Genomic DNA, 26,687 nt, shown 5'->3' on the forward strand with positions numbered 1-26,687 from the left:
ATGCTGAGTGATGCTGAGTGATGCTGAGTGATGCGGCTGGTGCTGGCGGGATCAGGTCTCATCCGGCAGCGGGTCGGAACCCAGCCGCTCGGAGATCTCGCCGGCGACCCGGACGAGGAGGGCGCCGATGCGATCCAGTTCCGGATCGGTGACGCGGTAGTTCGGGATGACGACCGAGAGCGTGGCCACGATCGTGCCGACGGAGTGGACCGGAACCGCGATGGCCGTCGAGTCGTGATCCGCTCCGCTCCTCACGACAGCGAACCCCTGTGCGCCGACCCGGCCGGCGAATGCCGTGCCCGCCGCCGTCGTCGAGCGGGGAATGACGCGGCCGACCCAGTTGGCCAGCTGGACCGGATGGCTTCCTTGCACGCCGGCCGCGTACAGCATGCTGTCCGAGGTCGACGGAAGCGCGAGGTAGGCGTTTTCGCTGGTGAATTCGACGATCTCGTGCAGCTTCGGTTCCGCGACGGAGACAATGGTCTCGCGGGACAGCGCCTGGGCGCCGAGGCGGATGGTGATGCTCCCCGGACGGTAGTCGCCGTTGTCATCGCGGGACACGAACCCGGTGGTTTCGAGGGTGCGCAACAGCCGGAGGGCAGTGGAGATCGACAGGTCGCTACCGTGGGCGGCCTCGGTCAGGGAGACGGCACCGTGTTCGCACACGTAGGCGAGCAGGCCGAGCGCGCGCTCGACGGTCCTGGTACCCGTGGATTCCGGAGCGTCCGCGCTCATGTCAGCACCTTTCGAGAGAGTCCGCTCAGACTAGTCCGAACAGATTTCCATCTAGTGACAACATGATTTCATTTTTTGTGGTTCCGGGCAAGACCCGAATCAGCCGGGCTGGGTCGCCTCGAGGGGTTCGAGGGGGATGCCTTTCGGCTTCCGGAGGACCCGGGTGGCGGGCAAGACCAGGACGAGGATGACGAGCGGGATCAGGAAGGCGAGGCCGAAACCGGTCTGGTCCGCGACCACGCCGACGATGACGGTGCCGAGAATGGCGCCGGCATAGTTGAAGAGGTTCACCCGCGCGATGATCTCGTCGCTGCGAGACGGGAGCACGTCGCCGGCGGCCCCGAAGGAGAGCGGGACGAGCGCTCCCGCGATCACGCCGGTGAGGGCGAAGCCGATGATCGCGCCTGCCGTGGTCGGGACGAGGGCGATCACGACGAATCCGATTCCACCGAAGGCGATGGCCGAGGTCGCGATCACCGTGCGGGCGGTGCGGCGGGCGAGGTAGTCCACGCCGAGCCGTGAGATCAGCACGACGATCTGGTACGCGGCATAGCCGAGCGGCGCAGCCCACGCCGCCGTGTGCAGGGTGCCGCTGAGATAGACGCTGCTCCAGGTGCTCACCGCGGAGTCGGCGACGAAGGCGGCCAGGATGAGCGCCCCGATCACGAAGACGGGCCAGCGCGGAATGCGGGTGGCATCCCGGGCGTGGCCGGGGGTGCGGGCCGCGTGACCGGTGTCGAGAAGGCGCCAGCCGGCGACGATGACCAGCACGTCCGCGACGCCGACGATTGTGAGGACCGCTCCGGCGCCGGCCGGGGTTTCCACGAGTGCGACCATCAGGAACGCCCCCACGATCGCGGCGAGCGTGTACGCGGCGAAGAAGCGCCCGAGCAGGGGTCGGGGCCTGCCCCTCTGGACGAGGACGCCCTGCATCGCGGTCGAGGCATCCACGGCCCCCAGCCCGACACCGAAGAGGAGCACGGCCCCCACATAGATCGGGGCCGGCTGTGCGGTCGCCATCAGGAAGAACCCGACGGCCTGGGCGGCGAGGCCGCTCAGCAGTGCAGCCTTGCTGTTGCGGCGGATGGCGATCGCGTCGGCGAGAACGGAACCGCCCGCCGCGGCGAGGGACACGCCGAGGAGGAGCAACGCCACCATGGTGGCGTCGAGCGACTGTCGTGCCTGGATGGCGGGGAGGGACGTCACGATCACGGCGTACCCGAGCCCCTGAACGGCATAGGTCGAACCGACCGAGATCAGCTCCGCCCGCGGGGCGGGGTGATGCGGGCTCAGCTCCACAGCGGATGCCGCTTCCGGACGATGGAGAAGGCCTGGCTGGCAATGTCGATCGTCATGTCCACATCCGTTTCGGTCAGGGCGGCGTTGATGAAGTGATTATGGTGCGACGTGATGAATACCCCGCGCTGCACGCATTCGGCGACCCATTCCTGATGGAGCATCAGTGAGTCGTCGTCGGCGAGACGGAGGTAGAACAGGGCTGGTTCCCCCGAGGATACAAGCGTGAAGGCCTCGTTGCGAGCGGCAGTTATGAGGCCTGTGGTCAGCCTTGTGCCGAGCCTGGCGAACTGGGCGGGCGCGTCGATGCGGTGCAGCTTGGTGATCGTCGCGATCGCGGCTGCGAACGGCACCGCGCTCATCCAATAGCTGCCCGTGTATGTGATGCTGCTGACGGCGTCCTTCAGGAAGTCGCGGCCGCAGAGCGCCGACACGTTGTAGCCGTTCGCGAGGGCCTTGCAGAAGCAGATCAGGTCGGCGCTGAAGCCGTAGTAGTGGTCGGAACCGGCCAGGTCGAGACGGAAGCCGGCCCGGACGTCGTCGACGATGAGCACGACGCCATGCTCGTCGCAGAGTCGGCGAACGGCCTGCCAATACCCCTCGGCCGGCAGCGCGTTGTCCACGAAGTTCCCGTGCATGTACGGCTGGGCGATGAGGCCGGCGATCTGGCCGGCATGCTGCTCGAGGGTCCGGCGCAAGGCTTCGATGTCGTTGAACGGAATGGTCAGGTTGTTGGCGACATCCTCTTCGAGCACTCCGGGGTAGTCGAGCTTCTGCGACCAGGGCGCGACCCCGTGGTAGTAGCCCTTCACGAAAACGATCTTCTTGCGGCGCGTCGCGGCGCGCGCGGTCATGATCGCGAGGGTGGTGGTGTCGCCGCCGTTCTTGGCGAAAAAGGCCCAGTCGGCGCTCGCGACCGTCTCGACGAGGAGCTCGGCGAGGTCGACCATGATCGTCGACGGGATCGAAACGACGTCCTCGAGTTCGGCCTGCGTGCGGGCCGCGGCGTGCACCTCGTCGTCGCCGTACCCGAGCACGTTGGGGCCGTAGCCGCACATGTAGTCGATGTACTCGTTGCCGTCGACGTCCCAGAACCGGGTTCCCTCCGCGCGGGAGGAGAAGAGCGGGAAGGAGGCCTGCGGGATGTAGCAGCCTTCCGAGGGACCTTGGTGGCCGTAGATCCCCGATGGGATCACCTTCGTGGCCCGCGCGAAGGCGGCACGGCTGAGCGGGTACTCGTACGGCGTGATGGGTGTGAGGGGCTCGATGGGCTTGACGGGGGCGAGGGCTTCGGTCATGGCGGGTTACTTTCCGAGGTAGGAGCTGACGCGGTCGAGGATTCGGCTGGTGTTGTCGACGAGCGGGATCATCCCGCGCATCGCCATGCGGCCGTCGCTCATGCAGGCGAGGGCGCTGTAGCGGCCGGTGAGCACCCCGCCCGCGACATCGAGGTCGGCGAAGGTGAGCGCGGCACGCGGCGGGCCGACGGGTTCTCCGTTGAGGCGGATGCTGCTGCCACGGACCGCAAGCCGGTAGCGGAGGCCGTCCCCGACCTCGATGTCCACGTCACCGTCGGGCATCTGCGCGACGCTGAATCGGCCGCTCCGATCAAGGGTGCCGATGATCGTGATCGCCGTCGCGGCGACGTGGAGCGTCAGCAGGGCGTTGATCTCGGTGAAGTCTGCCTCGGCGAGGCGGTCGGGGGACGGCTGCAGGTACGTGCCGAGAAGGTTGCTGAGCGGCGTGAACACCCGGAGCAGGAAGCGCAGTCCGGTCGGGCCGGCGGCGGGGATCGGCCCGGCCGTTCCGTCGACGACGGCGTTGAGGTGCGCGGCCGAGCGGAAGACCAGCAGGGCGCGGGCTGCGCCGGGTGCGCGCCCGGGAGTGATCCCGTCCCGCGCGAAGGTGAGGTCCATGCTGAGCCCGTCTGGTCCGCGGAAGCTCACCGCGACCGGGCGCGACAGCCCGGCGAGGAGTGCCTGGGCGTCAGGGGCGAGCTCGGCCAGCCTCGGCAGCGAGCCGAGCACGGCGTGCAGGTTGACCTGGGCGCGCACGCGGGGGTCGGTGTCAGTGAGCACGGGGATCCTGTTCGTAGTCGGTACCGGTGTGATGGAGGTTGAGTTCGAAGTCGAATCCGTCGGAGTGGCCAGGTGAAGCAGAGGCCTCCGCGGATGCGTGGACCGCGAGCGACGCGGCAGCGAAATGTGCAAGGGCCCTGGCGGCTTCGGTATCGCGGTCCGCGAGCCAGGTCGTCGTCAGCCCGTCGACGATCGCGACGAGGTAACGCGCGAGCTGTGCGACGTTCACCGTCCAGGCTCGCCCGGTGAGTTCGGAGACCCGGCGCAGCGACTCGTCCGCCGACCGGTAGTAGACGTCGTACTGGGTGCGTGTTCCTCCGGCGGCCCCGGTCCGCGAGGCGTACAGCGCGAGTTCTGCGAGGGCGAGTTCGCGGAGCGGGTCGGCCACGAGCCAGTCGATGTATGCGTCGAGGCCGGCGCGCAGCACGGCTTCGACGCTGCGGTCCCCATCGGCGCCGACGCTCGTGAACACGAGGAACTTCTGTTCCTCGGTATTGGTATCGATCACGGCCGCGAGCAGTTCGTCCCGGGAGCCGAAGATGTAGTGGAAGGAACCGAGCGGCATCCCGGCCTCGGCGACGATGGCGCGGGTCGTCGCGGCCGTGACTCCGTCGCGGGCGATGACGCGGGTCGCCGCGGCGATGAGTTCGTCCCGGCGCTGTTCGGGTGGGATGCGTCTCATTCGCGGGCACCCGACGTGGGCCGGGCTGTGACGCCCGTGACGGCGAGACGTCCGGGTTTCCTCGGCGGTGACAACGGCACGTGTGCTCCCGGGGGCAAAGTTGGACGGTTGACCAACTAGGCAAGATTCACACGCTGACCGGGGAGGCACAATGCCTGGCCTGGACGTTTTACACACCGGTAATGTGGCGAAACATGCTCGCCACGGGCCTTCGGCAGATCAGGCCGTTTCGGTCGGGACGCTATGCACGACGCGGGTCAGCCCCGCGGGCACGGTGACCGTGTCCGAGATCGTCTCGCCGGTGATGAGCTCGGTGCCGGTTGCCGGGTGGGTCGCGTCGGCGTTCGTGTGATTGATGACGAACGTGAAGTCACCCCGATCACTTGTGCGGGTCACCACTTCGATTCCGGGCATCGGCTCGGTGCTCATGCCGATGGAGGTCAGGACCTCGCCGAGAAGCGAATCGAGATCATGGCCGATCAGGCGCGTGGATACATACCAGGCTGAGCCCGAACCGAAGGAATTCCGGGTGATCGCGGGTCCCACGGCGGCGGGCCCATCGAGGTAGCGGGAGAGCACCTCGGCCGTCGACACGTGGATATCGTCGGTCCAGCCGGAGCCGGACCTTTCGTCGCTCAGGTCAACCGATTCGTTTTCGCGCAGGGGACGGAATTCGTGGATGGCGAGGCCGAGCACGTCGCGCAGAGCGCCGGGAGCGGCCCCCGGATACACGGCGTCCTGTTCGTCGACGATCCCCGAGAAATAGGACACGACGAGGGTGCCTCCGCCGCGCACATAGTCGGTGAGGTTGGCAGCGGCAGCGGGACCGACCAGGTAGAGGCTCGGGGCCAGCACCAGGTCGTACCCGTGCAGGTCTGTGGCCGGGTGCGCGAAGTCGACGGTGACACCCCGGTTCCACAGGGCCGAGTAGAACGCCTCGATACGCTCGCGGTGGTCGAGCTCGACGCTCGGTCGCCACTCGAGGTCCTGGGCCCAGAAGGATTCCACGTCCCAGAGGATGGCCACCCGGGCGCGCACCCGGCTCGCCCGGACGGACGCGAGTCTGGCCAGGGTGGCTCCGAGCTCAACGACGTCGCGCCAAGCCCGGGTGTCGGTGCCGGCGTGGGGCAACATGGCGGAGTGGAACTTCTCCGCACCGTAACGGGAGGCCCGGAACTGGAAGAAGAGGATCCCGTCTGCCCCGCGGGCGAGATGGGACAGCGAGTTTCGTGCGAGCTCCCCGGCCGTCTTGGCGATGTTGCGCGGTTGCCAGTTGACCGCTCCCGTGGAATGTTCCATCAGGATCCACGGTGCGCCCCCGGCGAACGACCGGGTGAGGTCGGCGTCCATTGCCAGCAGGATGTGGTTGTCGGGTCGTTCGGCGACGAGGTAGTGGTCGTTGGAGACGATGTCGACCTCGCGGCTCCACTTCCAGTAGTCCGCCGACAGGCAGTTGGTGGCCATGAAGTTGGTGGTCACCGGGATGTCCGGGGTGAACTGGCGGATCGTGTCGCGTTCGGCGATGAAGCATTCGAGAAGAGCGTCCGAGGAAAAGCGCTTGAAATCGAGGCGCTGGGTCTGGTTCGTCACGGACGCGGAGAGACGGGGCGCGTCGATCTCGTCCCATTCCCCGTAGCGCTGGCCCCAGAACGTTGTTCCCCAGGCCTCGTTGAGGCCCGAGAGAGTGCCATAGCGTTTCTGCAGCCAGATCCGAAAGGCCGCGACGGAGTAGTCGTCGTAGGACTCGCTGATCGGGGCGCCGTATTCGTTGTGGACATGCCAGAGCACGAGCGCGGGATGGTCGGCATACCGACGGGCGAGTTGCTCGGTGATGTTGGCGGCGGCTCGGCGGTATTCGGGCGAGCTGGGGCTGACGATGCCGCGCGAGCCGCCGGACAGCTGAACGCCCTCACGGTTCACCGGGCGGGCGGCAGGATATTTCTTCCAAAACCAGGCCGGGGGAGCCGCTGTCGGCGTGGCGAGGTCGATGTCGATGCCCGCATCGTGCAGCAGATTAAACAAGTCGTCGAGCCACGCAAAATCGTATTCGCCCTCGCGGGGCTCCACAAGCACCCAGGAAAAAATTCCGATGCTGACCAGATTGATGCCGGCCTCGTTCATCAGGGCGATGTCTTCCAACCACACCTCGCGCGGCCACTGCTCCGGGTTATAGTCGCCGCCGTAACGCAGGCCGGTTGCGCCGCGCGGCCAGCGGTCCGACCGGACAAGGGCAGCGGGGGAGAGAGGCTCGAATGGCATGGGTGTTTGGCTCCTTTGACTGTGTGCGCTCCCAGTTCTATCACAGGAATTGAATCAAAAACCGACTATAAACCGCTATTTGACAAGACGCACGTTAGTGTGAGCTACTAGAACCGCTCACAGCCGAGGTCGACAGTCGTTCACCGGGTCGGGGCGAACCCATCACAGCACCAGCTTTCTTCAAGGAGGACGAATGCGCACTTCATTCCGTGTCGGAGCAGTGGCCATGGCCGCTGCCGCCGCTTTGCTCATGTCCGGCTGTTCCAGCCCGGCGGCCGGAGGCGACACGAGCGCTCCGGTCTCGCTGTCGTATTGGGCGTGGGCGCCCAACCTCGACAAGGTTGTCGACGTCTGGAACAAGGCGCACCCGGAAATTCAGGTCACCGTGCAGAAGCAGGACGGCGGCGACCCCGCGATCACCAAGCTGCTCACCGCTATCAAGGCAGGCAGCGGCGCACCGGACCTGATCCAGGCCGAATACCAGAAGATCCCCACCCTTGTGGCCGCAGACGCACTCGCTGATATCTCCGGCACCGTCGGCTCAGACGTCAAGAGCGCGTTCACGGATGGAGTCTGGAACTCGGTCACTCTCGGCGGAGATGCTCTTTACGCGCTCCCGCAGGACACCGGCCCGATGATGTTCTACTACCGTGCAGACGTCTTCGAGAAGCTCGGCCTCACGGTCCCGACCACCTGGGATGAGTACGCGGCTGACGCCCGTGCGATCCATGCAGCCAACCCGGCTGATTATCTGGGGACCTTCTCCTCCAGCGACGCGGGTTGGTTCACCGGAATGGCGCAGCAGGCCGGCGCCTCCTGGTGGGGCATTGACGGAGACGCGTGGAGCGTGAACGTCGACAAGACGCCGACCCAGAAGGTAGCGGCCTACTGGGGTGGCCTCGTCGAAGAGGGTGTGATCGACAACAAGCCGATGTACACCCCGGCCTGGAACGCCGGTCTGAACACCGGCACGCAGGTGGGCTGGCTGAGCGCAGTCTGGGCCCCCGGCGTGCTCGCTGGCAATGCAGCAGACACCGCCGGCCTCTGGAAGGCCGCACCGATGCCGCAGTGGGACGCCTCGGCTCCCGCGACCGGTAACTGGGGCGGATCGTCCACCGGCGTGACGACCCAGTCGACGCATACCAAGGAAGCCGTCAAGTTCGCCACCTGGCTGAACACCGATCCCGCCGCAGTTGCCGCCCTGGTCAGTACCGCCAACATCTACCCGGCCGATGCGGCCGCAGCACAGTCCGCCCTGACCACGGCGCCCGCCTTCTTTAGCAACCAGCCCGACTTCTACAAGGTTGCTGCCGATGTCGCGAAAACGGTCTCGCCGTTCACGTACGGGCCCAACGTCAATGTGGCATACAGCGCCTACAACGACGAGTTCGCCAAGGCGGCCGACGCAAAGACGAAGAGCGCCTTCCTGGCCGCGGTCACCAACATGCAGAAGATCACCACGGACGACCTGACCAAGAGCGGGTTCACCGTCAAATAGCACCTCCTTGGGGACGACCCGCCCGATACCAGTACCTGGACGGGTCGTCCCCCCTCATTTATTCCCTTCCGATTGAGGACCACTTGTGACTGCCACTGTGACCGAGGCGCCGACGCCTCGAACGCGAACCGATACCCCGTCGAGTGCGCGAACGGGAAACTTCCGTTCCCGAGTACTCATCCCGTACCTCATGCTCGCGCCCGGGATCGTTCTCTTCCTCGCGTTCATGGCGGCGCCGATCGTCTACACGCTGTTTCTCAGCCTGCAGAAGAAACAGGTCAAGGGTCTCGGCCTCGGTTCCGGCGGTCGCACGACGGCTTTCGCCGGCCTGGAGAATTACATCGGGTCTCTCACCAACGCTGACTTCGGCGCGAGCGTCGGCCGGGTGCTGCTCTACGGTCTCGTCCTGATCCCACTGATGCTCGGCCTTGCGCTTCTTTTCGCGTTGCTGCTCGATTCGCGACGCACCAGAGCGGCGGGATTCTCCCGCACCGCCATCTTCCTGCCATTCGCCGTGCCGGCCGTGATTAGCTCACTTCTCTGGGGCTTCCTTTACCTGCCGGCAGTGAGCCCGTTCTACTGGGTCTTCGATCGTCTCGGCTGGGACGTCGCCGGAGTCCTGGACTCGTCAACTGTGCTGTTCGCGATCGCGAACATCGCGCTCTGGGGCGGCGTCGGTTTCAACATGATCGTGATGTACACCTCCCTCAAGGCCGTCCCGACGGACATCTACGAGGCGGCCAAGCTCGATGGCTGCACGGAGGTGCAGGTGGCCTGGCGGATCAAGATCCCCATCATTGCTCCCTCCATCGTGATGACCGCCCTCTTCTCCATGGTCGCCACCCTCCAGGTGTTCGCGGAACCGACGACCCTGCGGCCACTCACGAACAGCCTGTCCACGAGCTGGTCGCCGCTCATGCTCGTGTATCGGGACGCGTTCACCCGCGACGACATCTACTCGGCGGCCGCGACCTCGATCATCATCGCCGTCGTCACCTTTGCTTTCTCATTCCTGTTCCTGCGAGTCGTGCAGAAACGCGCGTTCGGCCAGGAGGACTAGACCGTGACGACCTTCAGCATTCCCCGAACCAGGCCCCGCAGGACTCGCGGATCAGTCGACTCGATCCGGGTCAAACCGAGTTTCGTCTCGACCGGCATCCTGCTCATCGGCGCCATCTATTGCCTCTTTCCGGTGTTTTGGGTCGTCATGGCCGCAAGCAAGAACAGCTCTGAACTGTTCTCTACGTTCACGCTGATGCCGAGCACCCACCTGTGGGACAACATCGTCGAACTGACCCAGTACCGGGGCGGACTGTACTGGCGCTGGGTGCTCAACACGGCGCTTTATGCCGGGATTGGGGCACTCGCCTCCACCTGGATCTCCGCCATCTCCGGGTATGTCCTCGCGAAGTTCGAGTTCCCGGGCAAGAAGGCGGTCTTCTCCGTCCTGCTGATGGGTGTGCTCGTTCCGGGCGTCATCCTGGCGATCCCGCAGTACTTCCTGTTCGCCTCCGTTGGGATGACGAACACCTTCTGGTCCGTGCTGCTGCCCCAGATCATCAGTCCGTACGGCATCTACCTGGCGCGGATCTATGCTGCCGCCTCTGTGCCGACCGACGTCATCGAGGCCGCACGCACCGAAGGCGCAGGCGAACTGCGCATCTTCAACCGGATCGCGTTGCCGATGATGGCTCCTGGCCTCGTGACCATCTTCCTGTTCCAGTTCGTGGCGGTGTGGAACAATTTCATGCTGCCGTACATCATGCTCGGCAATGACGCACTGTACCCGGTCACGGTCGGATTGAGCGGCCTGCTGAACCAGGGTGCGACCGCCCCGGCGATGTACACACTCGTAATCACCGGCGCGCTGCTGTCGATCATCCCGCTGGTGATCCTGTTCCTCGTACTGCAGCGCTACTGGAAGGTCGACCTGGCCGCCGGGGCGGTCAAGTAGCCGCGGGTAGGCTTTGTCCGTGACCCCGCCCAGCGCCAAACGCCGACCCACGATCGATGATGTCGCCGCGGAAGCCGGCGTCTCCCGAGGCACCGTCTCGAGGGTACTCAACGGCGGCCATTGGGTGAGTCCGGATTCCCTGCAGAGCGTGAATTCCGCCATCAAGAAGACCGGATACCGGGTCAACCCTCACGCCAGGAGCCTCGCGACGAGTCGGGCGAACTCCGTCGCGTTCCTGCTCACGGAGGACCAGGAGCGGCTCTTCGAAGACCCGAACTTCGCCGTGCTGATGAGGGGAGCCTCCAAGGCGCTCTCCCGGCACGACATCTCCCTGGTGCTGCTGATGGCCGGAAGCGAGGACGAGCAGCGTCGGGCGACCGAGTTCGTCACGGCCGGTCACGTCGACGGTGTCCTCCTGGTTTCCTCGCACAGCAGCAGGCACGGGCTGATCTCGGACATCGTGGCCGCGGGCATCCCGGCGATCGCCTGCGGGGTGCCGCTCGGGTTCGAACGCAAGCTAGGTTACGTTGCCGCCGATGATTATGACGGGGCCCGGGAGATGGTGAAATACCTGCGTGGGACCGGACGCGCCCGGTTGGCCACGATCACCGGTCCGGGAGACACGTCCGGCGGAATGAAACGGTATCAGGCCTACGTCGACGAGCTCGGCGATGACTTCGACGAAACGCTGGTCGCGCATGGAGACTACAGCCGCGCGAGCGGCGCTGAGGCAATGACCGAGCTGCTGGACCGGCGCCCGGACCTGGACGCGGTCTTCGTGGCGAACGACATGATGGCGGCCGGCGCCATTGACGCCCTGGTAGGTTTCGGCCGGAGGGTTCCGGAGGATGTCGCCGTCGCCGGATTCGACGACGCGCCCGTCGCTCTCACGACCGTGCCGCCACTCACCACGATGCACCAGCCATTCGACCGGATCAGCGAAGAAATGGTGCGGCTCCTTCTCGAAGTGATCAAGGGGGAGCGGACCGCCGCGATCGTCGTGCCCACCGATCTGATTGTGCGGGGATCGGCGTAATACCGACGCCGCATCCGCGGCGCTCTTCCCGGTCTAGAGTGAGAGCGCGTCCGTCCGTTTCTAGGGTCTGACGGCGCTTGCGCTCGGGGGACGTATGAATCGCATGGCCAGTCCGATCTTTCCGAACCGATCCGAACCGGTCGAGAGCAACGGGGTGCCCGGCGCAGGCGCTGAGCTGCTCGCCCGGGCCTTCGCTGCGACATCCACGGTCTCCCTGATCACCGACGTGGCGCAGAACATCCTGCACGTCAGCGCAGCTTTCACCGCGATCACCGGGTACAGCGAGCAGGAGATCCTTGGGACCAACTGCCGGCTTCTGCAGGGACCGGGGTCCAGCGCCGACGTCCGGGGTTCGATCCGGCGCGCACTCGAGGCCGGTGAAGGGTTCGACGGCGACATTCTCAACTATCGCAAGGATGGCTCGCCGTTCTGGAACGGCCTGAGCATCGTGCCGCTCCGGGATCCCGACGGTGTGATCACGCACTATGTCAGCGTGCAGCGCGATATCAATACCCGGATCACCCTTCAGGAGGAGCTGGACTTCCAGGCCGTCCACGACGCCGTCACCGGGCTGCCGAATCGGTTCGGCTTCGAGTCGTACCTGCAGCGTCGATCAACGGATGCCGCACCGACCGGCCACGCCGACCGTGCCGGTCTCGGACTCATCGTCCTGGACCATTTCCGAGGGGTCCGGCATTCGTTCGGATTTTCCGGAGCCGATGATGTGCTCGCGGAATTCGCCCGCCGGCTGAAGGGCCGGCTCCGAGAGGGCGACTACCTCGCGAGCTTCAGCGGCGACCAGTTCGTCGTCGTCCTCGAGGGACTGTGCGACGACGCATCGCCTGAGCTTGCCGCCCGGCTCCAGCGCTTGCACGAAGCCGTCGAGACCCCGTTCCCGATCGACGGCGAGTCTGTGATGCTCGGGATGACGATGGGGATCACGCCGTTTCCCGCCCGGAGTTCCGGGCCGCACGTTCTCCGGCTGGCGAGCCAGGCGCTGCCCGAACCGGGCTCGGATTCGTCGAGCCCGGACGCGTGGTGGCGGCTCGCTCCCACGGGACCGATTGTCGAGTGGGACGCGACGATGGCCGCGAAGGATTTCCGCCGCGGCGAGAGATCCCGCGAGCTCCGGGACAGCCTGTTCGCCGGGGGCCTGTCGATGTAAATGCAGCCGATCATCGACCTGAAGAGCGGGACCCTGCGTCGCGTCGAGGCCCTCGCCCGGCTGACCCTCGCCAACGGCGCCGTCGTGCCGCCGGACAGGTTCGTGCCGCAGCTCAGTGGCAACGACCTCGACGAGCTCTTCCGGATCGGTCTCAATGAGGCCCTCGGCTGGGTCGCCGCGTGGGAGCAGGACGGACTGGCCCTCGACGTCTCGGTGAACCTGGCCCCGTCGACCCTGGTGCACCCCCGGTGCACCCGATGGGTCGCGAAGGCACTGCGTCGGCACGGTCTGGCCGCGAACCGGCTGAGCCTCGAACTGCTCGAGACGCAGGAGCTGGATGCGGCTGCCTCGCGCTCGGTGCTCGAGGAGCTCACCGGCCTCGGAGTCGGGCTCGCCCTCGATGACCTCGGCTCCGGGCACAGCAGTCTGAAGCGGCTCGCCCAGCTGCCGTTCGACACGATCAAGATCGACCGCGGGCTGCTCGCCGGCGTCGAGACGAAACCGGTCGAAACGCTCAGCCTCATTGCGACACTGTCCCAGATGGGTCGGGACATGGGTGCGGCCGTCGTTCTGGAGGGGATCGAGAATGCCGGCCTCGCCGAGGCGGCATCCGTGCTGGGAGCCTCGCTCGGTCAGGGCTACTACTTCGCACGCCCGATGCCGGCAGCGGACGTGCCGTCCTGGGCGGCAGGTTTCGGGCTGCGCCCGGACCGGGCCGACCGGCTGCATACGGAGCTCGGCGCGCTCGCGTTTCACTGGCAGTTCACCCGCTGGGGATCCCCGCATCCCTTCGCCGTTGATGTCTGCCCCCTGACGGAGTTCATCGCCGACCGCGGCATCGCCGGTAGCGCATCGAAGCTGTGGCATGACCTCCAACACGGTTTGGACGGTGGTCACGATCAGGCCAGCCTCCCCCTGCTGGACTGGCTGGTCGACCTGAGTCTGGGCCAGATGGGCCAGAGGGGCGGGCTCAGGGCTGGCGCATAGATTCACTGGCTAACGTCGTGGGGTACCCCGTCGACGGACCGTCGGATGAAGCTCGCGAAGGGAGCCGTCGTGCCCCAGCTCACAGAGCGGCCGGACGGCAGACGAACGCGCGGGATCACGATCATGGGTCTCGCCGTGGCACTCTGTGCCGTTCTCGGTTTCGCCGGCTGGAACCTCGTGGGCCTGGGGATCGGCGCCGTCCCCGGAACCGCCGTCGTCTGTCCGACGGTCGACCCGGTCGTCGTGGGGACGATCACGGTGCCTGCAGGTCCGGTCGCCGGCTACTGCCAGGACCGCCTGGTCAATGCCGCACACATCATGAATGCCGGGCGGGATCTCGGCATCGGGACCCATACCCAGACCGTCGGCGTGATGACCGCCCTGGGCGAGTCGGGCCTGCGGGTCCTCGACTACGGCGACGCGGCAGGCGCAGACAGCCGTGGGCTGTTCCAGCAGCGCGATAACGGCGCGTGGGGGACACTGGCCGACCGGATGGACCCTTACGTCTCTGCGCAGAACTTCTTCACCAAGCTGACGAAGGTCGACGGATGGAAAGAGATGGAGCCGACGCTCCTCGCCCACGCTGTGCAGGTCAACGCCGATCCAGGACACTACGCGGCATACTGGGCGCGGGCGGAGGACATTGTCGCGGCCCTCACCGCCCCCACGGCCCCGTGATGCGCGGGGCGTGGGGCCGGGATTCAGCTGCGGCGCGTGACCAGGTAGTCGAGCGCCGCGGCGTGCAGTTCGGCATCGAAGCCGCGGGCGACACCGTCGATCTCGACGACCGGAACGATCTGCCGCACGCTCGAGGCGAGCCAGACCGAGTCGGCGGCACGCAGCTCGTCTGGAGTGACGGTGCGGTACTCGGTGGTCAGCCCGTTCGCCTCCGCGTAATCGAAGAAGGCGGCCTGCGCGGTGCCGGCCAGGATCCCCTGGTCGGTCGACGGCGTGACGAGGTGCCTGCCGAACTGCAGCACGGCCGTCGACGTCGGCCCTTCCAGCACGAACCCGTCGCTGCTGATGAAGATCACGTCGTCGGCTCCGCGGCGCTCTGCCTCACGGTAGACGGACTTGTTCACGGCATAGGAGAGGGTCTTCGCGCCCTGGAGGAGCCACGGCGAGGTCTGGGCGACATCGTGGCGGTAGCCACGATCGAGGGTGACCACCTTCAGGCCGTGGGTGCGCGCCTCGGTGAAGTCGGGTTCCGGGTCGACGAACACCCAGCCCGTGCAGCGACCGGCGCCCTCGATGCCGCGGGTGAGCACGAGTTTCACCGACAGGCGCGGGTGAGTGGATGCCGCGATGCCCTGGCGGATGCCCTCGCGATAGAGATCGAGGCAGGGAGCCGGCAGGTCGAGCAGCCTGGCCGAATTCTCCAGGCGGGCCAGGTGCGGCTCGAGGGCCTGGCCGAAGCCGTCGATGGCATCGAGCGTTTCGAAGATTCCGTCACCGCGGGTCACCGCGAGGTCGAGCACCGAGATCTGCGGATCGGCAGGGTCGGCCCGGCGCACCGAGGACGCGAGCGTGGAAGCATCCGTTCCGGTCTGGGTCGGATCGTCCAGCATGAACAGCACCCGGGGGTCCGCGCCGTCCGTGGTCGTTCCTGCCGGGTTCGTCTCTGCTGTGCTCATCGCTCTTCTCCATAGTGCTCGTGGCTGATCGTGTTTTCGGAAATCCAGTCGGGCAGGACCGCGTAGCCGAGACCCGGCCCGGTGGGAACGGTCACCATGCCGTTGGCGGCGGTGACCGGGGGGTCGATGATGTCCTTCTCGTAGTACTTCTCCGACGCCGACACGTCGGAGGGGTAGCTGAAGTTGGGCAGCGAAGACAGGGCCACGTTGGCCGCGCGTCCGATGCCGAACTCGTGCATCCCACCGCACCACACCGGGAGGCCTGCGTCCCTGGCGAGATCGTGTGCGGCGAGCGCGACCGTGAGGCCGCCCATCCGCGACACCTTGATGTTCAGGATCCGGCCGGCGCCGAGGGCGATCATCGTGCCGATGTCGTCGAGGTCCACGACGCCCTCATCGAGGCAGATCGGAGTCTCCAGGGTGGCCTGGAGCGCGGCGTGGGCGACGAAGTTGCGGGGGGCGTACGGCTGCTCGATCATGCTGAGGCCGAATTCGTCGAGCCCGCGCATCAGGGCGGTGGTTTCGGCCGTGTCCGGGTAGATCCCGTTGGCGTCGACGTGCACGTCCTGCTTCGGGAATGCCGCGCGCACCGCACGCACGGGGCCGATGTCCCAGCCCGGCTTGATCTTGAGTTTCACCCGTCGGTAGCCGGCGTCGACGTGGCGGGCCACCTCGGTGAGCAGGGCGTCGATGGAGGATTCGATGCCGAGGGAGACGCCCGCGGCGACCTCGGTTCTGGTGCCGCCCAGGGCGACAGACAACGGTTCGTCGCGCGCACCGGAGTAGAGGCTCCACGCGGCCATGTCGAAGCCGGCCTTGGCGAACTCGTGGCCGCGGATGCGTGCCCACGTCGTCGCCAACTCGGCCGGCGTCTCCCACTCGTGCCCGATGATCGCGGGGACGATGTACTTCTTCGCGACGAGCAGGGCCGTGTCCACGGTCTCCGAGGAATAGAAGGGGTCGCTCGCCGAAGCGATCTCGCCCCAGCCGACCGCGCCGGAGTCATCCGTGAGGCGCACGACGATGTGGTCGAGGTGGCTCTTCCGGTGCGAGCTGGTCTCAAAACCGTGCACCAGCGGCAACCGGGTGACAAACAGGGAAACGCCCACTACCTTCATCGTGCTCCTTCGGTGCTGAATTCGGTGCTGCGTTCGGTGCTGCGGTCGTCCATCGTTCACTCCACGTAACTGTTCAGGATCTGGTTCAGCTGCTCCCGCTCGGCAAACCTGCGCCGGGCTCCCTTGGCACTGGCAATACTCAAGGTACTCACCAGGTGGATGACGGCCGCGACCGCCGTGGGGGAGTCGGCGGATGAGGCGCTGCGGGTCGGCACTGTCACGGTTTCGGTGGCGAAGGCCGCGACGGGAGCATCCGGGGAGTCCGTGATGGCGATCACGGTGCCACCGGCCGCGGCGAACCGTTCGGCGACGAGAACGCTCTGTCGCTGGTACCTACGGAACGAGAACACCACGAGCACATCGGTCGGGCGGACGTCGCTGAGTACGTCGATCGAGCGGACGGCGGCCTCGTCGATGAGGAGCACCTGCGAGAGCCCTGCCGAGAGGTCCCAGGCGAACAGGGTCGCATAGGCGAAGGACTTGCCCGCGCCGAGCACATACCGCCTGCGGGCCGCCACGATCCGGGCCGGCGCGCGCACGAGGGCATCGTCTTCCCCGAGGTGGGCGAAGGTCTCGGCCAGGTTCTTCTTTTCGCTGTCCACGATGCGCGCGCGCAAGACCGACGCCGACGACCGTTTCTGCAGTCGTGCGGCGTACCGGTCCTCCGGGCTCGCCAGGGTCTCGTTCGCCTCGGTCATCGGGCTGCCTGGCGGATGCGCGGCGCGGCATCCCGGGTCCCGGCCGCGACAAACACGTATGCGGCGCTCGTGCCGTCGACCCGGACGCAGGATTCGGCGACGTAGCCGCCCTCGAAGAGCTCGGTGAAGGTTTCGGCCACGGCGGCCCGCAACGCCTGCACGATCGCGGGGGCGAGTGTCTTCGCGGGATTGTCGGACGGGATCGGCACGTGGATGACGTCGCCCTCGCCGACCGGTCGACCCCAGTGCCGGGGCAGCGTCGTTCCGAGTGCGGTGGGGTCGACGACGGGGAAGCTCGGGATGCTCGGGAGACTCGGGGAGCTTGGGAGACCCGGGGAGCTCGACACGGCGGCGGACGCGAGCGGCCAGTCGACGATCAGACGATCGGAGAACGGCTCGTCGTAGTAGTTCGGCACGAACCGCACTCCGTGGGCGCCGAGCACGTCGAGGTTGAAGTGGGCATTCCGGGCGAGGGTCGGATCGAACGCCCAGCGCATCGACGTGAGTCCCTCGTCCCGGGCGATCACGGCCTGCTCCTGCTTGAGCAGGCGACCGACTCCCTTGCCCTGCCAGGCGGGGTCGATGAAGGCGGCCTGCGAGTACAGGTACGGCACCCCGGACTCGACGCCGACGAAGCCGTAAGCGAAACCGACGAGCTCGCCTACGGCGTCTCGCGCGGCAACGGCCGCACCGCCGTTGCCCACGATCGCGGAGAGCAGCTTCGGGTTGAGGCTGTGGTCTGCGGCGGTATAGCCGAACACCCGGGTATAGAGCTCGCTGGCCTGGCCGAACACGGCGCGTGACCGGGTGGATTCCACCGTGAGTTTCAGGTCACCCATGTTGTTTCTTTTCCCTGCCTTCGTCTGTGCGGAGTTCCATGTTCCAGAACCAATCGTGACAATCATAAACAACTTATGTGTCGTCTTCGTTTCGTAAATTTCCCTGAAATTCAAGAACCCTCCCAAGGATAGGTAACATATCTTCTATCAGTTCCCCGAATAGCGCCGAGAGCACCGCCAGAGGAGATGCCGCCATCACCATCACCGGACCGTCCCTTCCCGACGCCTCCGCACGGGCCCGTGCACTGGCGACCCTCGAGGACTACGTACTGCGCGAAACGCCGACCGGTGCGGGCGCGGCCATCACGGCGTTCGCGGATGCCCTCGCCGCCCGCTATGTCGGACTCGGCGGCACGGTGGTGCTGCACCGGACACCGGGAGGCGCCCACCTGGTTGCGGATTTCCCCGGACGCGGCAATGCTGCCGGTGCCGCCCCCGTCCTCCTGATCGGGCATTCCGACACGGTCTGGCCGGTCGGCACCCTCGCCGGCGACGTGCCGTGGACCAGCGACGGCACCCGGATCACCGGCCCGGGGGTCTACGACATGAAATCCGGACTTGTGGTGATGGAAGAAGCCCTCGAACTGCTCCGTGCCCAAGCGGATGCCGGCACGGTCGATCACGTGCCGGTGCGCATCATCGTCACGGCAGACGAGGAAATCGGCTCCCCGACCTCGGGCGCGCTGCTCCTCGCCACGGCCGAAGGCTGTTCCGCGGCCATCGGTTTCGAGTCGCCCCACCCCGACGGCGACCTCAAGGTCGGGCGTCTGGGCAGCACCCGCCTCGCTCTCGCCGTGTCCGGCGTCCCCGCCCACGCCGCCCTCGACCCGGAGAAGGGCGTCTCCGCAACCGAGGAGATCATCGACCAGTTGGTGCGGGTGCGTGACATTGCGGCCAGGGCCACCATCCGCGCCGGTGCACGCCCGGGTGCCCGGGTGCTCTACAACCTCGGATCCATCACGGCCCCGGGCCTGGCCAACGTCGTAGCGGACAACGCCGCCGCCGTTCTCGGATTCCGCTTCTCCGATCGGGACATCGAGGACGAAGTCCTCGGTGAGATCGAGGCGCTGACCCCCCTTCGCCCCCGCGCGCAGGTGGCCGTCACGCGTCTGTCCTACCGCCCGGCCTGGCAGCCACGCGCCGCCGACCAGGCTTTGGCCGCCGTCATCTCCGGCTGCGACGCCGGGCTCGGCGAGGGCGGTCCCGCCAGGCTTCCGCTCGGTGCCCGCCCGGCGGCCGGCGCAGCGGACACCAACCTTCTCGGCGCATCCGACCTGGCCGTGGTCGACGGCTTCGGGCCTCGCGGCGGCGGAGCGCACGCCCGCAGCGAGCACATCCTGGTCGACTCCCTGTGGGAGCGCATCCGCCTGCTGGCCGCCGTTCTGACCGGCATTCGCCCCTGACCGGCGGCCGCACGGGCAGACGCACGGGCAGGCGCACGGGCAGGCGCACGGCAGTCGCTGGGGCACGGCGGGACGCCATGGCCCGAAGTGGGGTACCCGGAAAACTGCCCCGACCCCTACTATTTATCGTATTGCTCCTCACCGGGGGTGACCCTGTATCCGCCAGCACGGAACCCGCACTCTCGTAGATGACGGTCGTGCCCGACGTTAGGCGCACTCGGCATGTCCACTCTGCTCTTTCCCGGCGCCCGTGATCGCCTTCGAGCCAGCAGTACACCGGCGGTCCTGGCCCGCTCGCTCCTGACCGCCGTCCTGGTGATCGCGGCGATGCCGGTTGTCGCGATCGTGGCACTCTTCGCCCTCAGCCTCGCCGCCCCCGCACTCGCGGCGACCGGGCCCGGCGCCATCGTGCTCGGGGCAGGCAGCACGGTCCTCCTGTACGGCACTGCCGGGCTCGCCCTGCTCTTCGGGGTAGTGCTGTCCGGATTCGTGCACGCCGGTGCGCACGCGAAGAACGCCCGCTTGCTCCGGGTTTCGTGGAACCGCACGCTCCGCGCGTTCCCCCGACTGGTACTCGCTCTCGCCCTGCTGGTGGTCGCGTTCGTGGCCGCCACCGCGCTCTGGCCATTCATCAGCCTCGCCCTCCTCATCGTGGCCGGTGCACGGTCCGTGCGCCCGGCCGGGCGCAACCTCGCCGCCGGGAGCGCCGGCCCGCGCGCCCTCTGGTCGCGCGTCACCCCTGGCTCGCGCAGGGCCCTCCTCTGGGCGATCCCGCTGATACCCGCCCTTGCCGCGCTCGCCCTCCTCGTCGCCGTGTTGCCCGCGAGCCTGGCAACTCCCGGTTCGCTGCGCGAGCTGGTCACCCTGGCGTGGGCTCGTGTCCGCACCGGGTATCGGGATCTGGGCGCGTTCGCCCTGGTGGCCGGTGTGCTCGCCTCCGCAGCGAGCCTGGGCGGGATATCCGCGGCGATCGCCCTCGACCCCGCCGACGACGCGGACATCACCGGACCCCTGCTGTCGTCGCTCGCCGTCCTCGTCGTCGCCGTAGTCCTGGTCCAGGTGTGCGTGGGGGCCGCGGCCGCGATCTTCACCCCTGACGCGACAACGCGAGCCCCCCGGCTTCCGCCGCGCGCGAGCATCCGGTCGATCGGCGCCCTGATGTCGCGGGGGACCCGGCCCGCCACCGGTCGGGTCGCGATGGTCGTCATCGTCGCGCTGATCACCGTGATCGCACCCCTGCCCGCGTTCGCCCAGAGTGTGACGGGGTCTGCCCTGCTGACGCCTGCGCTCGCCCTGACCGTGACCGGGGTGGATGCGTCCACCGTCATCACCGCGGAGGTGCGGGTCAGCGCAGAAGACGGTGCCGGTCTCGTGCAATTCCTGGATGGCACCACGACGCTCGGCGCCCCCGTCGAACTCGTGACAGACCCGGTGGACCCGTCGCGGTTCACCGCCGTTCTCCCCCCGCAGCCGGTGTTCAGCGCCGGGAGCCATGATCTCAGCTTCGTCTACGCCCCGGTCAGCGCCCTCGTCGCAACGGGCCAGTCCCCGGTGACCGTCTACGTCGTCGGCCAGACGCCGGCGGCCGTGACGCTGCCGTCTGCACCGCCCACACCGACACCGTCACCGAGCCCGGCACCGACACCGAGCGCGACACCGAGCCCGACACCGAGCCCGGCACCGACGGGAACCGCGCCGCAACTCCGGGCAGCGACCGTTGCCACGGAAGCGACGGACACCGTCGCGCAGGTCTACAACACCACCGTGATCGGCGAGTCCCTCGATCTCGGCGTGCAGGTGTCTGCGCCTGCAGCCCCGGCGGGAACCGTCGTGCCCGGCCGGGTGAACGTGTACCAGGGGTCCACCCTGCTCGGCGAAATCGACCAGTCGCCGGTCGGCGGCTACGTGTCGCTCGTTTCCGACAAGCTCGTTCCCGGACCAGCGACCCTGCGGGTCGAGTACATTCCCGAAGCCGGTTTCGCGGCATCCGAGTACTTCATCGACGTCACGATCCTGAAGGCGAGGACGTCCTTCAGCGGCCACGTCATCGTTCCGGACAACTACGAGATGACCTGGGGTGACACCCACACCGTGACCGTCACGGTCCGGTCCGCCGTCGACGAACCGCGAGTCCTGAACGCGATCGTTTCCTCGGGCGGGCAGAACCAGATCGTGGCGACGGTGCCGTTCACCATCGTGAACGGAGAAGCCACCGTCGTCGCCGATTTCACCCGGCTCCTTCCTGGCGGAACGTCGTACTACACGCTCCAATCGCCCGCGACGGCGCTCGCCGATGCCGGATCGATCGGCGACTACTTCGCCAAGCAGGTCGACCCTGCGGCGACCGAGACATCCCTCGCCGTCCTGGACGCCTCCGGATCGCCGACCCAGGGCAACGTGCACGAACCGGTGACGCTCACGGCCCGCGTCGCCTCGCCGTCGTCCTCGTCGACGCCAGCGAGCGGCACGGTCAGGTTCACCTCGCCCGGCCTCTACCTCGGCGCTCCGGTCGCGGTGAACACGGAGGGCGTGGCGAGCGTCACGTTCACCCCAGACACCCGCCAGCCCTACGAGGTCACCGCGGAGTACGGCGGCACCGGAGCGACCGGGGCCTACCTGCCCTCGACGTCGACGCCCGTCACCGTAACCCCGGACGGTGCCCTCACCGGCGTGCCGGACGCCCGCTGGACGGGGGCGCTGACTCTCGTGGACACCCGCCTGACCGTGCGGTACCCGACGTCGGGCAGTCTGGCCGCACCCACCGGAACCGTGACGATCCTCGACGCCGCCGGGATGCCCGTCGCCCTCGACCTCGGGTCGGGAACTCTCCAGTCCACGTTCACTCTCAGCGCGGGAGAAGTCACTCTGCCGGTGCGCGCACCCGTCGGAACGTCGAACTACCGCGTCGTGTACTCCGGGGACCCCGACTACATGCCGCGCACCGATGCGCTTCCCGCTGTCACCGTCACGCCGCCCATCGTCACGCTCACCGCCGGGACGCCCGGGTACTATTCGGAACCGACCTCGTTCACGGTGCGGGTGAAGGATGTCCCGAGCGGCTTCGTCCAGGGAGTCACGGTCTATGCGACCGCCGCAGGCGGCCTCCGCACCGTGGTGGGCACCATCAGCGTCGACGCGTCGACAGGAGCGGGCGGCATGCTTGCCCCGCTCACCGGAGTCGGAGCCACCACTCTGACGGCAGAGGCGACCTTCACCCCGGAGAGCGGCGTCGCCCCGGTGTCCTCCGCGCCGCAGACGATCATCGCGCCTGCTCCGTTCGCACCGGTCGTGACGCTGACCATCGACGCGTCGACGGTGTACTCCGCGACCAACCGCGGCATCAGCGTCACGGTCCAGGCGCTCTCGGCAGGTCGCGTCGTCACCGTGCCGAGCGGCACCGTCGCGATCATTCGGGACAATGAGGGCGCCCAGATCGGCAGGGTCGTGCTGACGGGGGCGACGGACCCCTCCGGTTGGGCATACCTGAATCTCGACAGGTCCGGCCTGACCGGGATCACCGCTTCGGTTCCCTACGGCCCATTCGGCGCCATCGAAACGGGCCCGCTGGTCGCCCTTCCTGTGCCCGAACGGAACAACTACACCTCCCTCAGCGCAACCTCGGTCGTCAGCGGCGGAGTCGTCGCCTTCGACCTACTCGCCACCGTCTCGGGAACACCGCTCGACTCCACCCGCAGCGTGACGGTTCTGGCCGAGTTCAACGGCGAGAAGAAGACCGTCGTCCTCACCCGAACCGGTGTCGTGATCGACCATGGCTGGCTGGGAACGGACGTGACCTTCGCCGGTTCCGTGGACTTCCCGGCGCCGGGCACGGGCTACTTCAACATCCATGTCACGGGCCCCGGCAACGGTGCAGACGTCGGTGCGATCGACTTCACCGGGGCCGGCGTCTCCGTGGGGCGGCACACGACCACGCTGCTCCCATCGGGCACCTCGACGGCCGTCGGCGGGCATCCGCTCTCGGTGACGGCCGCCGTGACGGCCGTCGAACCGGGTGGTGCCGCCCCGACCGGAACCGTGACATACACGCTCGCGCCTGCCTGGGTCTCCTGTGAAGCTCCGGTCGGCGACAGTTGCGTCTTCCCCGGGCCAGCCGTGCGGAGCGGGACGAACACGCTCCGGGCATCCTATGCGGGCGACCACGAGAATTCGCCGGCCTCCGCCACGATCGACGTGCAGGCCCAAGCGCGCACCGCGACGCTCGCCGTTGACTTCAGCGTCGCCCCGGACCAGTGGATCGTGGGCGAGCCCGTCACCGCCACGTGGACCGTGACGACCTCGGCTCGCCCCGCGGCGGGACGGGTGACCGTGCTCGTCTCCGGGGCCGAGATGTGCGACGGAATCGCGCTGGGGGACAGGTGCACGTTCACCGTCCCTCCGGCAGGCGCCGGCTGGACCGCAGAGTCCGCGTATCGGGTGGACTTCCACTCCTACGATGATGCCCCTGACCAGTCCGTCACCGGCCGCGCCGCCGCTCCCAAGCGCTGCTACGTCGTCGACGCGTGGGCGGCTGTGATCGACGTCACAGGCGCGACCGCCTGCACGAGCCAGGGCCGGCCCGGTGTCCTCTCCGGCAGCACCGTCCGGCTCACGGCCCGCCCCCTCGCCGCAAACTACGTCCTCGCGGGCTGGCAGCTCAATGGCGTCGATGTCGTGAGCGGCACGGCCGACGGCCTGACTACCTCGATCGTCGTGTCCGGGTCGGGCACGTACAGCTACCGGACGGTCTACGCCCCGAAATGCTTCACCCTCACCCTGGCGCCCAATAGCCAGATCGCGGCCGGAACCGTGACGAAGGACGACGTCAAGGGCGAGATCCTGGTGGCCACGAAGCCGAACTGCTCTGACCCCGACGCGCCGACCACCGCCGACCGTGCCGCTCTCAGCGCGGGAAAGCCGCGGTACGCCGTCGGCACGGTCGTAAACCTGCGAACCGAAACCATCGACCACGCGCTCTACGGGCGCTATGTCGTTGCGGCGTTCGACGGTCTGACCCGCCAGCCGGCCAACCCCGAAACCGACTGGGGCAGCGTCACGATGGACTCCGATCGCACCGTTTCGGCGACCTTCGCCGTACGGTCCTGCCACGCCTTCGTGCTTGACCAGTCCGCGGGCGGAACCGCGACCATCGTCTCGACGAGCCGCCCCGCATCGAGCGGTGCCCTCAAACCCGCGACGGGAGCGTGCCGCACCTCCGACGGCACACCGGGATACGTACCCGGAACGGCCGTCGTCATCGAGACCGTTGCAGACACCGGATACTCCTTCACGAAGCTCGACCACGGCGACGACAAGCCGAAACCGCAGGACCTCGTGGCCGTTGCCCTCACGACAGAGCCCGCGCCCACCGCGGTGACCCGCACAACCGTGCTCGCGGGCACGGACGGTTACGGGTACGCGCACCCCGTGTTCTCGCACAAGGACTGCGTGAGCGTGACGTTGCGGGTCACCGAGACGACGGCGGACTACCGGGCCTATGGGTTCAGAAGCGGCCTGACAGTGCACGTCTACGGGGTAGACCCCGAAGCCCCTGTCACCGAGTGCGCAGCCCCCGTCACTGCGGCGCCAGAAGACCACTTCGGCTTGTACAAGATCCTGTCGACGACGTATTCCGTCGTGTCGTCGGCCACGGTTGTCGTGAACGGACCACGGGATCGTGTCCCACGACGGATCACCTGGTCGACGAGCTACGGCGATACAACGATCGCGTCGCGGCCGGTCGGTGGTCCGACTCCGGCAAGTGACCCGGTGATCTACTCCTCCGGTGGAGACTACGACGCCGCGAACGGGCCGGGCGTCGACCTGTCCAAACTGCCCGCCGGCGAACGCAGCGTCGTCATAAACACGTCCGACATGGACCCGACGTGCGCGGCGCCGACGATCCAGAACCCGTTCGGAGCCCCGTACCAGGTCCGGCTGACCAACAACGAGTGGGGAGCCGTGAAGGTCTGCCGCGAGGCGAACCAGGCGGCAAGCTTCCAGACGGTCGTGGTGACCGCCGCGGTCTCACAGATTCCCACGCTCCGGCCGGTGTTCTCCTACGCAACCTCGGTGAATGCATCCCCTGACGGGCGACGATATTTCGACGACCGTGTGACACTCTCCGGATCCGACACGGCTGCTCTCGAGTACTGCGCCAGGCTCAACCTCACCGTGAGGATGCACGAGGACGATGGCACCGTGCGCGTCCTGGGGGAGGGGGAGGCGGCGCAACTGATCCAGGACAACGGCGGATGCGCCCCGATGAACACGCGACCGGGGGGTACGGTCACGACCGGGCTCACGGTCGACGCCCAATACCATTACACGATTCTGAACACACCTGCCGTGATGCCCGTGTTGGAAGTCGACGGGAACGGGGTGTCCGCACCGGCGGTCCTCGATCTCAAGGTGAATTGCGTGAGCGTCGACGTCGGCGATCGGACGTCCCGGGACGGGAGCACCCCGCCGAACTGCCCGGGCGGCGGCGGCAACCGGTACCTCAAGGGTTCGATCGTGCAGTTGAACGGCGAGGTGCACGACGACGAGGGCCTCAACGGCTGGGACGGAGGCGTCGACGAGCAGAACGGCGTCACGGCCTGGATCGTCGCTGAGACCGACCGCTACGGCGCCGTGAGCATCGACTACCCGAGCAAATGGGAGAAGTTCAAGAACGGCCTCAGCAACTTCACTCAGCGGCTGGTCTCCGGCCTCATCATCGTGGCGACGGGCGTCATCCTGGTCAAGATGATGCTCGCCAAGATGGTCACCCTCGCGCTGAAGGGAATCGGAAGCCTCGTCGCTCTCGCGGGCGGAGGGGACGGCATGCTGAACGTGATGACCAAGCTCGACAACGCCGTGACCGCGGTGATCAAGACGGTCGGCCTGTTCAGCAGCTGCATCAACACGAGTGCGAAGGGAACCGGATCGCTGACGGACATCCCGACCGGAACGCTCGGTGCGAAGGGCGCCACGGCGACGGACACGGGTCTCAAGGTGGGCAGCTTCGCGGCAGCCCAGGCCGGTAAGTACCTGAACAGCGACGGCACGACCGTGGCAGGGAGTGCCCTGATGGTCATCGGTTCGGCGCGCACCATGGTCGACCTGTTCGGAAGCAACACGAGCCTCTACGGCAAGAACGCCACCGCGGCCTGGACGTCGATGGGAACGGGACTCGGCGGGTGCATGACCGAGGGGCTCGATGACAACGCGCACCTGCTGCTGAGCGACCCGAAGTGAGGGGCCGGCCCTGGCACCGACCCGCACGCTGACCCGCTCTTCCGGGCACCTGCCTGCGATGCCATACTC

The 26,687-nt window shown here is 67.5% G+C and carries 19 protein-coding genes; 9 read left to right on the forward strand and 10 right to left on the reverse strand.

What is annotated here, in order from left to right; genetic code table 11:
• Window positions 1-51: 51 nt before the first annotated feature.
• The 6 genes from E3O44_RS14010 to E3O44_RS14035 all read right to left on the reverse strand — a co-directional run bounded on the left by E3O44_RS14010 (window position 52) and on the right by E3O44_RS14035 (window position 7,050).
• Window positions 52-735, reverse strand: a complete 684-nt coding sequence (locus tag E3O44_RS14010) for an IclR family transcriptional regulator (protein WP_134535397.1) — start codon at window positions 733-735, stop codon at window positions 52-54.
• A 99-nt stretch (window positions 736-834) separates the two neighbouring features.
• The gene (locus tag E3O44_RS14015) at window positions 835-2,034 is read right to left on the reverse strand and encodes an MFS transporter (protein ID WP_134535398.1); all 1,200 of its coding nucleotides are present in this window, start codon (window positions 2,032-2,034) and stop codon (window positions 835-837) included.
• The gene (locus E3O44_RS14020) at window positions 2,025-3,329 is read right to left on the reverse strand and encodes an aminotransferase class III-fold pyridoxal phosphate-dependent enzyme (protein WP_134535399.1); all 1,305 of its coding nucleotides are present in this window, start codon (window positions 3,327-3,329) and stop codon (window positions 2,025-2,027) included. The genes E3O44_RS14015 and E3O44_RS14020 overlap by 10 nt, the downstream gene beginning before the upstream one ends.
• A gap of 6 nt (window positions 3,330-3,335) precedes the next feature.
• Window positions 3,336-4,109 (reverse strand): hypothetical protein, encoded by a 774-nt coding sequence (locus tag E3O44_RS14025; RefSeq protein ID WP_134535400.1) that lies wholly within the window; start codon window positions 4,107-4,109, stop codon window positions 3,336-3,338.
• Complete coding sequence (locus tag E3O44_RS14030; RefSeq protein ID WP_241976338.1) at window positions 4,099-4,791, reverse strand: TetR/AcrR family transcriptional regulator; 693 nt, start codon at window positions 4,789-4,791, stop codon at window positions 4,099-4,101. Before E3O44_RS14030 ends, E3O44_RS14025 begins: the two co-directional genes overlap by 11 nt.
• 219 nt (window positions 4,792-5,010) lie before the next feature.
• Window positions 5,011-7,050 carry a beta-galactosidase gene (locus tag E3O44_RS14035; protein ID WP_134535401.1) on the reverse strand — a complete coding sequence of 680 codons (2,040 nt, stop codon included), beginning with the start codon at window positions 7,048-7,050 and terminating at the stop codon, window positions 5,011-5,013.
• Window positions 7,051-7,243: 193 nt separating this feature from the next.
• Here E3O44_RS14035 and E3O44_RS14040 point away from each other — a divergent pair, with 193 nt between their 5' ends.
• The 7 genes from E3O44_RS14040 (at window position 7,244) to E3O44_RS19905 (ending at window position 14,368) form a co-directional block, all read left to right on the forward strand.
• Entirely contained in the window at window positions 7,244-8,548 is a 1,305-nt protein-coding gene (locus tag E3O44_RS14040) for an ABC transporter substrate-binding protein (RefSeq protein ID WP_134535402.1), read from the forward strand.
• A gap of 85 nt (window positions 8,549-8,633) precedes the next feature.
• Window positions 8,634-9,608 carry a carbohydrate ABC transporter permease gene (locus E3O44_RS14045; protein ID WP_372488096.1) on the forward strand — a complete coding sequence of 325 codons (975 nt, stop codon included), beginning with the start codon at window positions 8,634-8,636 and terminating at the stop codon, window positions 9,606-9,608.
• Window positions 9,609-9,671: 63 nt separating this feature from the next.
• Complete coding sequence (locus E3O44_RS14050; protein ID WP_241976343.1) at window positions 9,672-10,502, forward strand: carbohydrate ABC transporter permease; 831 nt, start codon at window positions 9,672-9,674, stop codon at window positions 10,500-10,502.
• A gap of 19 nt (window positions 10,503-10,521) precedes the next feature.
• A complete protein-coding gene (locus E3O44_RS14055; protein ID WP_134535403.1) occupies window positions 10,522-11,538 on the forward strand; it encodes a LacI family DNA-binding transcriptional regulator in 1,017 nt (338 codons plus the stop codon).
• A 103-nt stretch (window positions 11,539-11,641) separates the two neighbouring features.
• Window positions 11,642-12,703, forward strand: coding sequence for a GGDEF domain-containing protein (locus E3O44_RS14060; protein ID WP_166792667.1), 1,062 nt, complete (start codon window positions 11,642-11,644; stop codon window positions 12,701-12,703).
• The gene (locus E3O44_RS14065; protein WP_134535405.1) at window positions 12,704-13,690 is read left to right on the forward strand and encodes an EAL domain-containing protein; all 987 of its coding nucleotides are present in this window, start codon (window positions 12,704-12,706) and stop codon (window positions 13,688-13,690) included.
• Between the two features lie 45 nt (window positions 13,691-13,735).
• Window positions 13,736-14,368 carry a hypothetical protein gene (locus tag E3O44_RS19905; RefSeq protein WP_134535406.1) on the forward strand — a complete coding sequence of 211 codons (633 nt, stop codon included), beginning with the start codon at window positions 13,736-13,738 and terminating at the stop codon, window positions 14,366-14,368.
• Between the two features lie 23 nt (window positions 14,369-14,391).
• On the opposite strand, the gene E3O44_RS14075 is transcribed toward E3O44_RS19905, so the two are convergent.
• From E3O44_RS14075 to E3O44_RS14090, 4 genes are read right to left on the reverse strand one after another with little or no spacing between them, the layout of a single operon-like run.
• Window positions 14,392-15,324, reverse strand: coding sequence for an aminodeoxychorismate lyase (locus E3O44_RS14075; protein ID WP_241976339.1), 933 nt, complete (start codon window positions 15,322-15,324; stop codon window positions 14,392-14,394).
• Entirely contained in the window at window positions 15,321-16,442 is a 1,122-nt protein-coding gene (gene menC / locus E3O44_RS14080) for an o-succinylbenzoate synthase (RefSeq protein WP_134535407.1), read from the reverse strand. Before menC ends, E3O44_RS14075 begins: the two co-directional genes overlap by 4 nt.
• Before the next feature lie 56 nt (window positions 16,443-16,498).
• Window positions 16,499-17,140, reverse strand: a complete 642-nt coding sequence (locus tag E3O44_RS14085; protein WP_134535408.1) for a MurR/RpiR family transcriptional regulator — start codon at window positions 17,138-17,140, stop codon at window positions 16,499-16,501.
• Window positions 17,137-17,979, reverse strand: coding sequence for a GNAT family N-acetyltransferase (locus tag E3O44_RS14090; RefSeq protein ID WP_166792668.1), 843 nt, complete (start codon window positions 17,977-17,979; stop codon window positions 17,137-17,139). Before E3O44_RS14090 ends, E3O44_RS14085 begins: the two co-directional genes overlap by 4 nt.
• Before the next feature lie 356 nt (window positions 17,980-18,335).
• On the opposite strand from E3O44_RS14090, the gene E3O44_RS14095 reads away from it, so the two are divergent.
• Window positions 18,336-19,382: a M20/M25/M40 family metallo-hydrolase gene (locus tag E3O44_RS14095; RefSeq protein ID WP_241976340.1), complete on the forward strand. Its 1,047-nt coding sequence runs from the start codon at window positions 18,336-18,338 to the stop codon at window positions 19,380-19,382.
• 222 nt (window positions 19,383-19,604) lie between these two features.
• Entirely contained in the window at window positions 19,605-26,618 is a 7,014-nt protein-coding gene (locus E3O44_RS14100; RefSeq protein ID WP_134535411.1) for an Ig-like domain-containing protein, read from the forward strand.
• The last annotated feature ends 69 nt before the right edge of the window (window positions 26,619-26,687 follow it).

It is taken from the genome of Cryobacterium algoricola (assembly GCF_004402485.1).
GTDB classification, from domain to species: domain Bacteria; phylum Actinomycetota; class Actinomycetes; order Actinomycetales; family Microbacteriaceae; genus Cryobacterium; species Cryobacterium algoricola.

Coding starts and splice junctions, on each gene's coding strand:
- E3O44_RS14010 (WP_134535397.1), bottom strand. CDS start 735: ATGAGCGCGGACGCTCCGGAATCCACGGGTACCAGGACCGTCGAGCGC.
- E3O44_RS14020 (WP_134535399.1), bottom strand. CDS start 3,329: ATGACCGAAGCCCTCGCCCCCGTCAAGCCCATCGAGCCCCTCACACCC.
- E3O44_RS14030 (WP_241976338.1), bottom strand. CDS start 4,791: ATGAGACGCATCCCACCCGAACAGCGCCGGGACGAACTCATCGCCGCG.
- E3O44_RS14035 (WP_134535401.1), bottom strand. CDS start 7,050: ATGCCATTCGAGCCTCTCTCCCCCGCTGCCCTTGTCCGGTCGGACCGC.
- E3O44_RS14040 (WP_134535402.1), top strand. CDS start 7,244: ATGCGCACTTCATTCCGTGTCGGAGCAGTGGCCATGGCCGCTGCCGCC.
- E3O44_RS14060 (WP_166792667.1), top strand. CDS start 11,642: ATGGCCAGTCCGATCTTTCCGAACCGATCCGAACCGGTCGAGAGCAAC.
- E3O44_RS14065 (WP_134535405.1), top strand. CDS start 12,704: ATGCAGCCGATCATCGACCTGAAGAGCGGGACCCTGCGTCGCGTCGAG.
- E3O44_RS19905 (WP_134535406.1), top strand. CDS start 13,736: ATGAAGCTCGCGAAGGGAGCCGTCGTGCCCCAGCTCACAGAGCGGCCG.
- E3O44_RS14075 (WP_241976339.1), bottom strand. CDS start 15,324: ATGAGCACAGCAGAGACGAACCCGGCAGGAACGACCACGGACGGCGCG.
- menC (WP_134535407.1), bottom strand. CDS start 16,442: ATGAAGGTAGTGGGCGTTTCCCTGTTTGTCACCCGGTTGCCGCTGGTG.
- E3O44_RS14085 (WP_134535408.1), bottom strand. CDS start 17,140: ATGACCGAGGCGAACGAGACCCTGGCGAGCCCGGAGGACCGGTACGCC.
- E3O44_RS14090 (WP_166792668.1), bottom strand. CDS start 17,979: ATGGGTGACCTGAAACTCACGGTGGAATCCACCCGGTCACGCGCCGTG.
- E3O44_RS14100 (WP_134535411.1), top strand. CDS start 19,605: ATGTCCACTCTGCTCTTTCCCGGCGCCCGTGATCGCCTTCGAGCCAGC.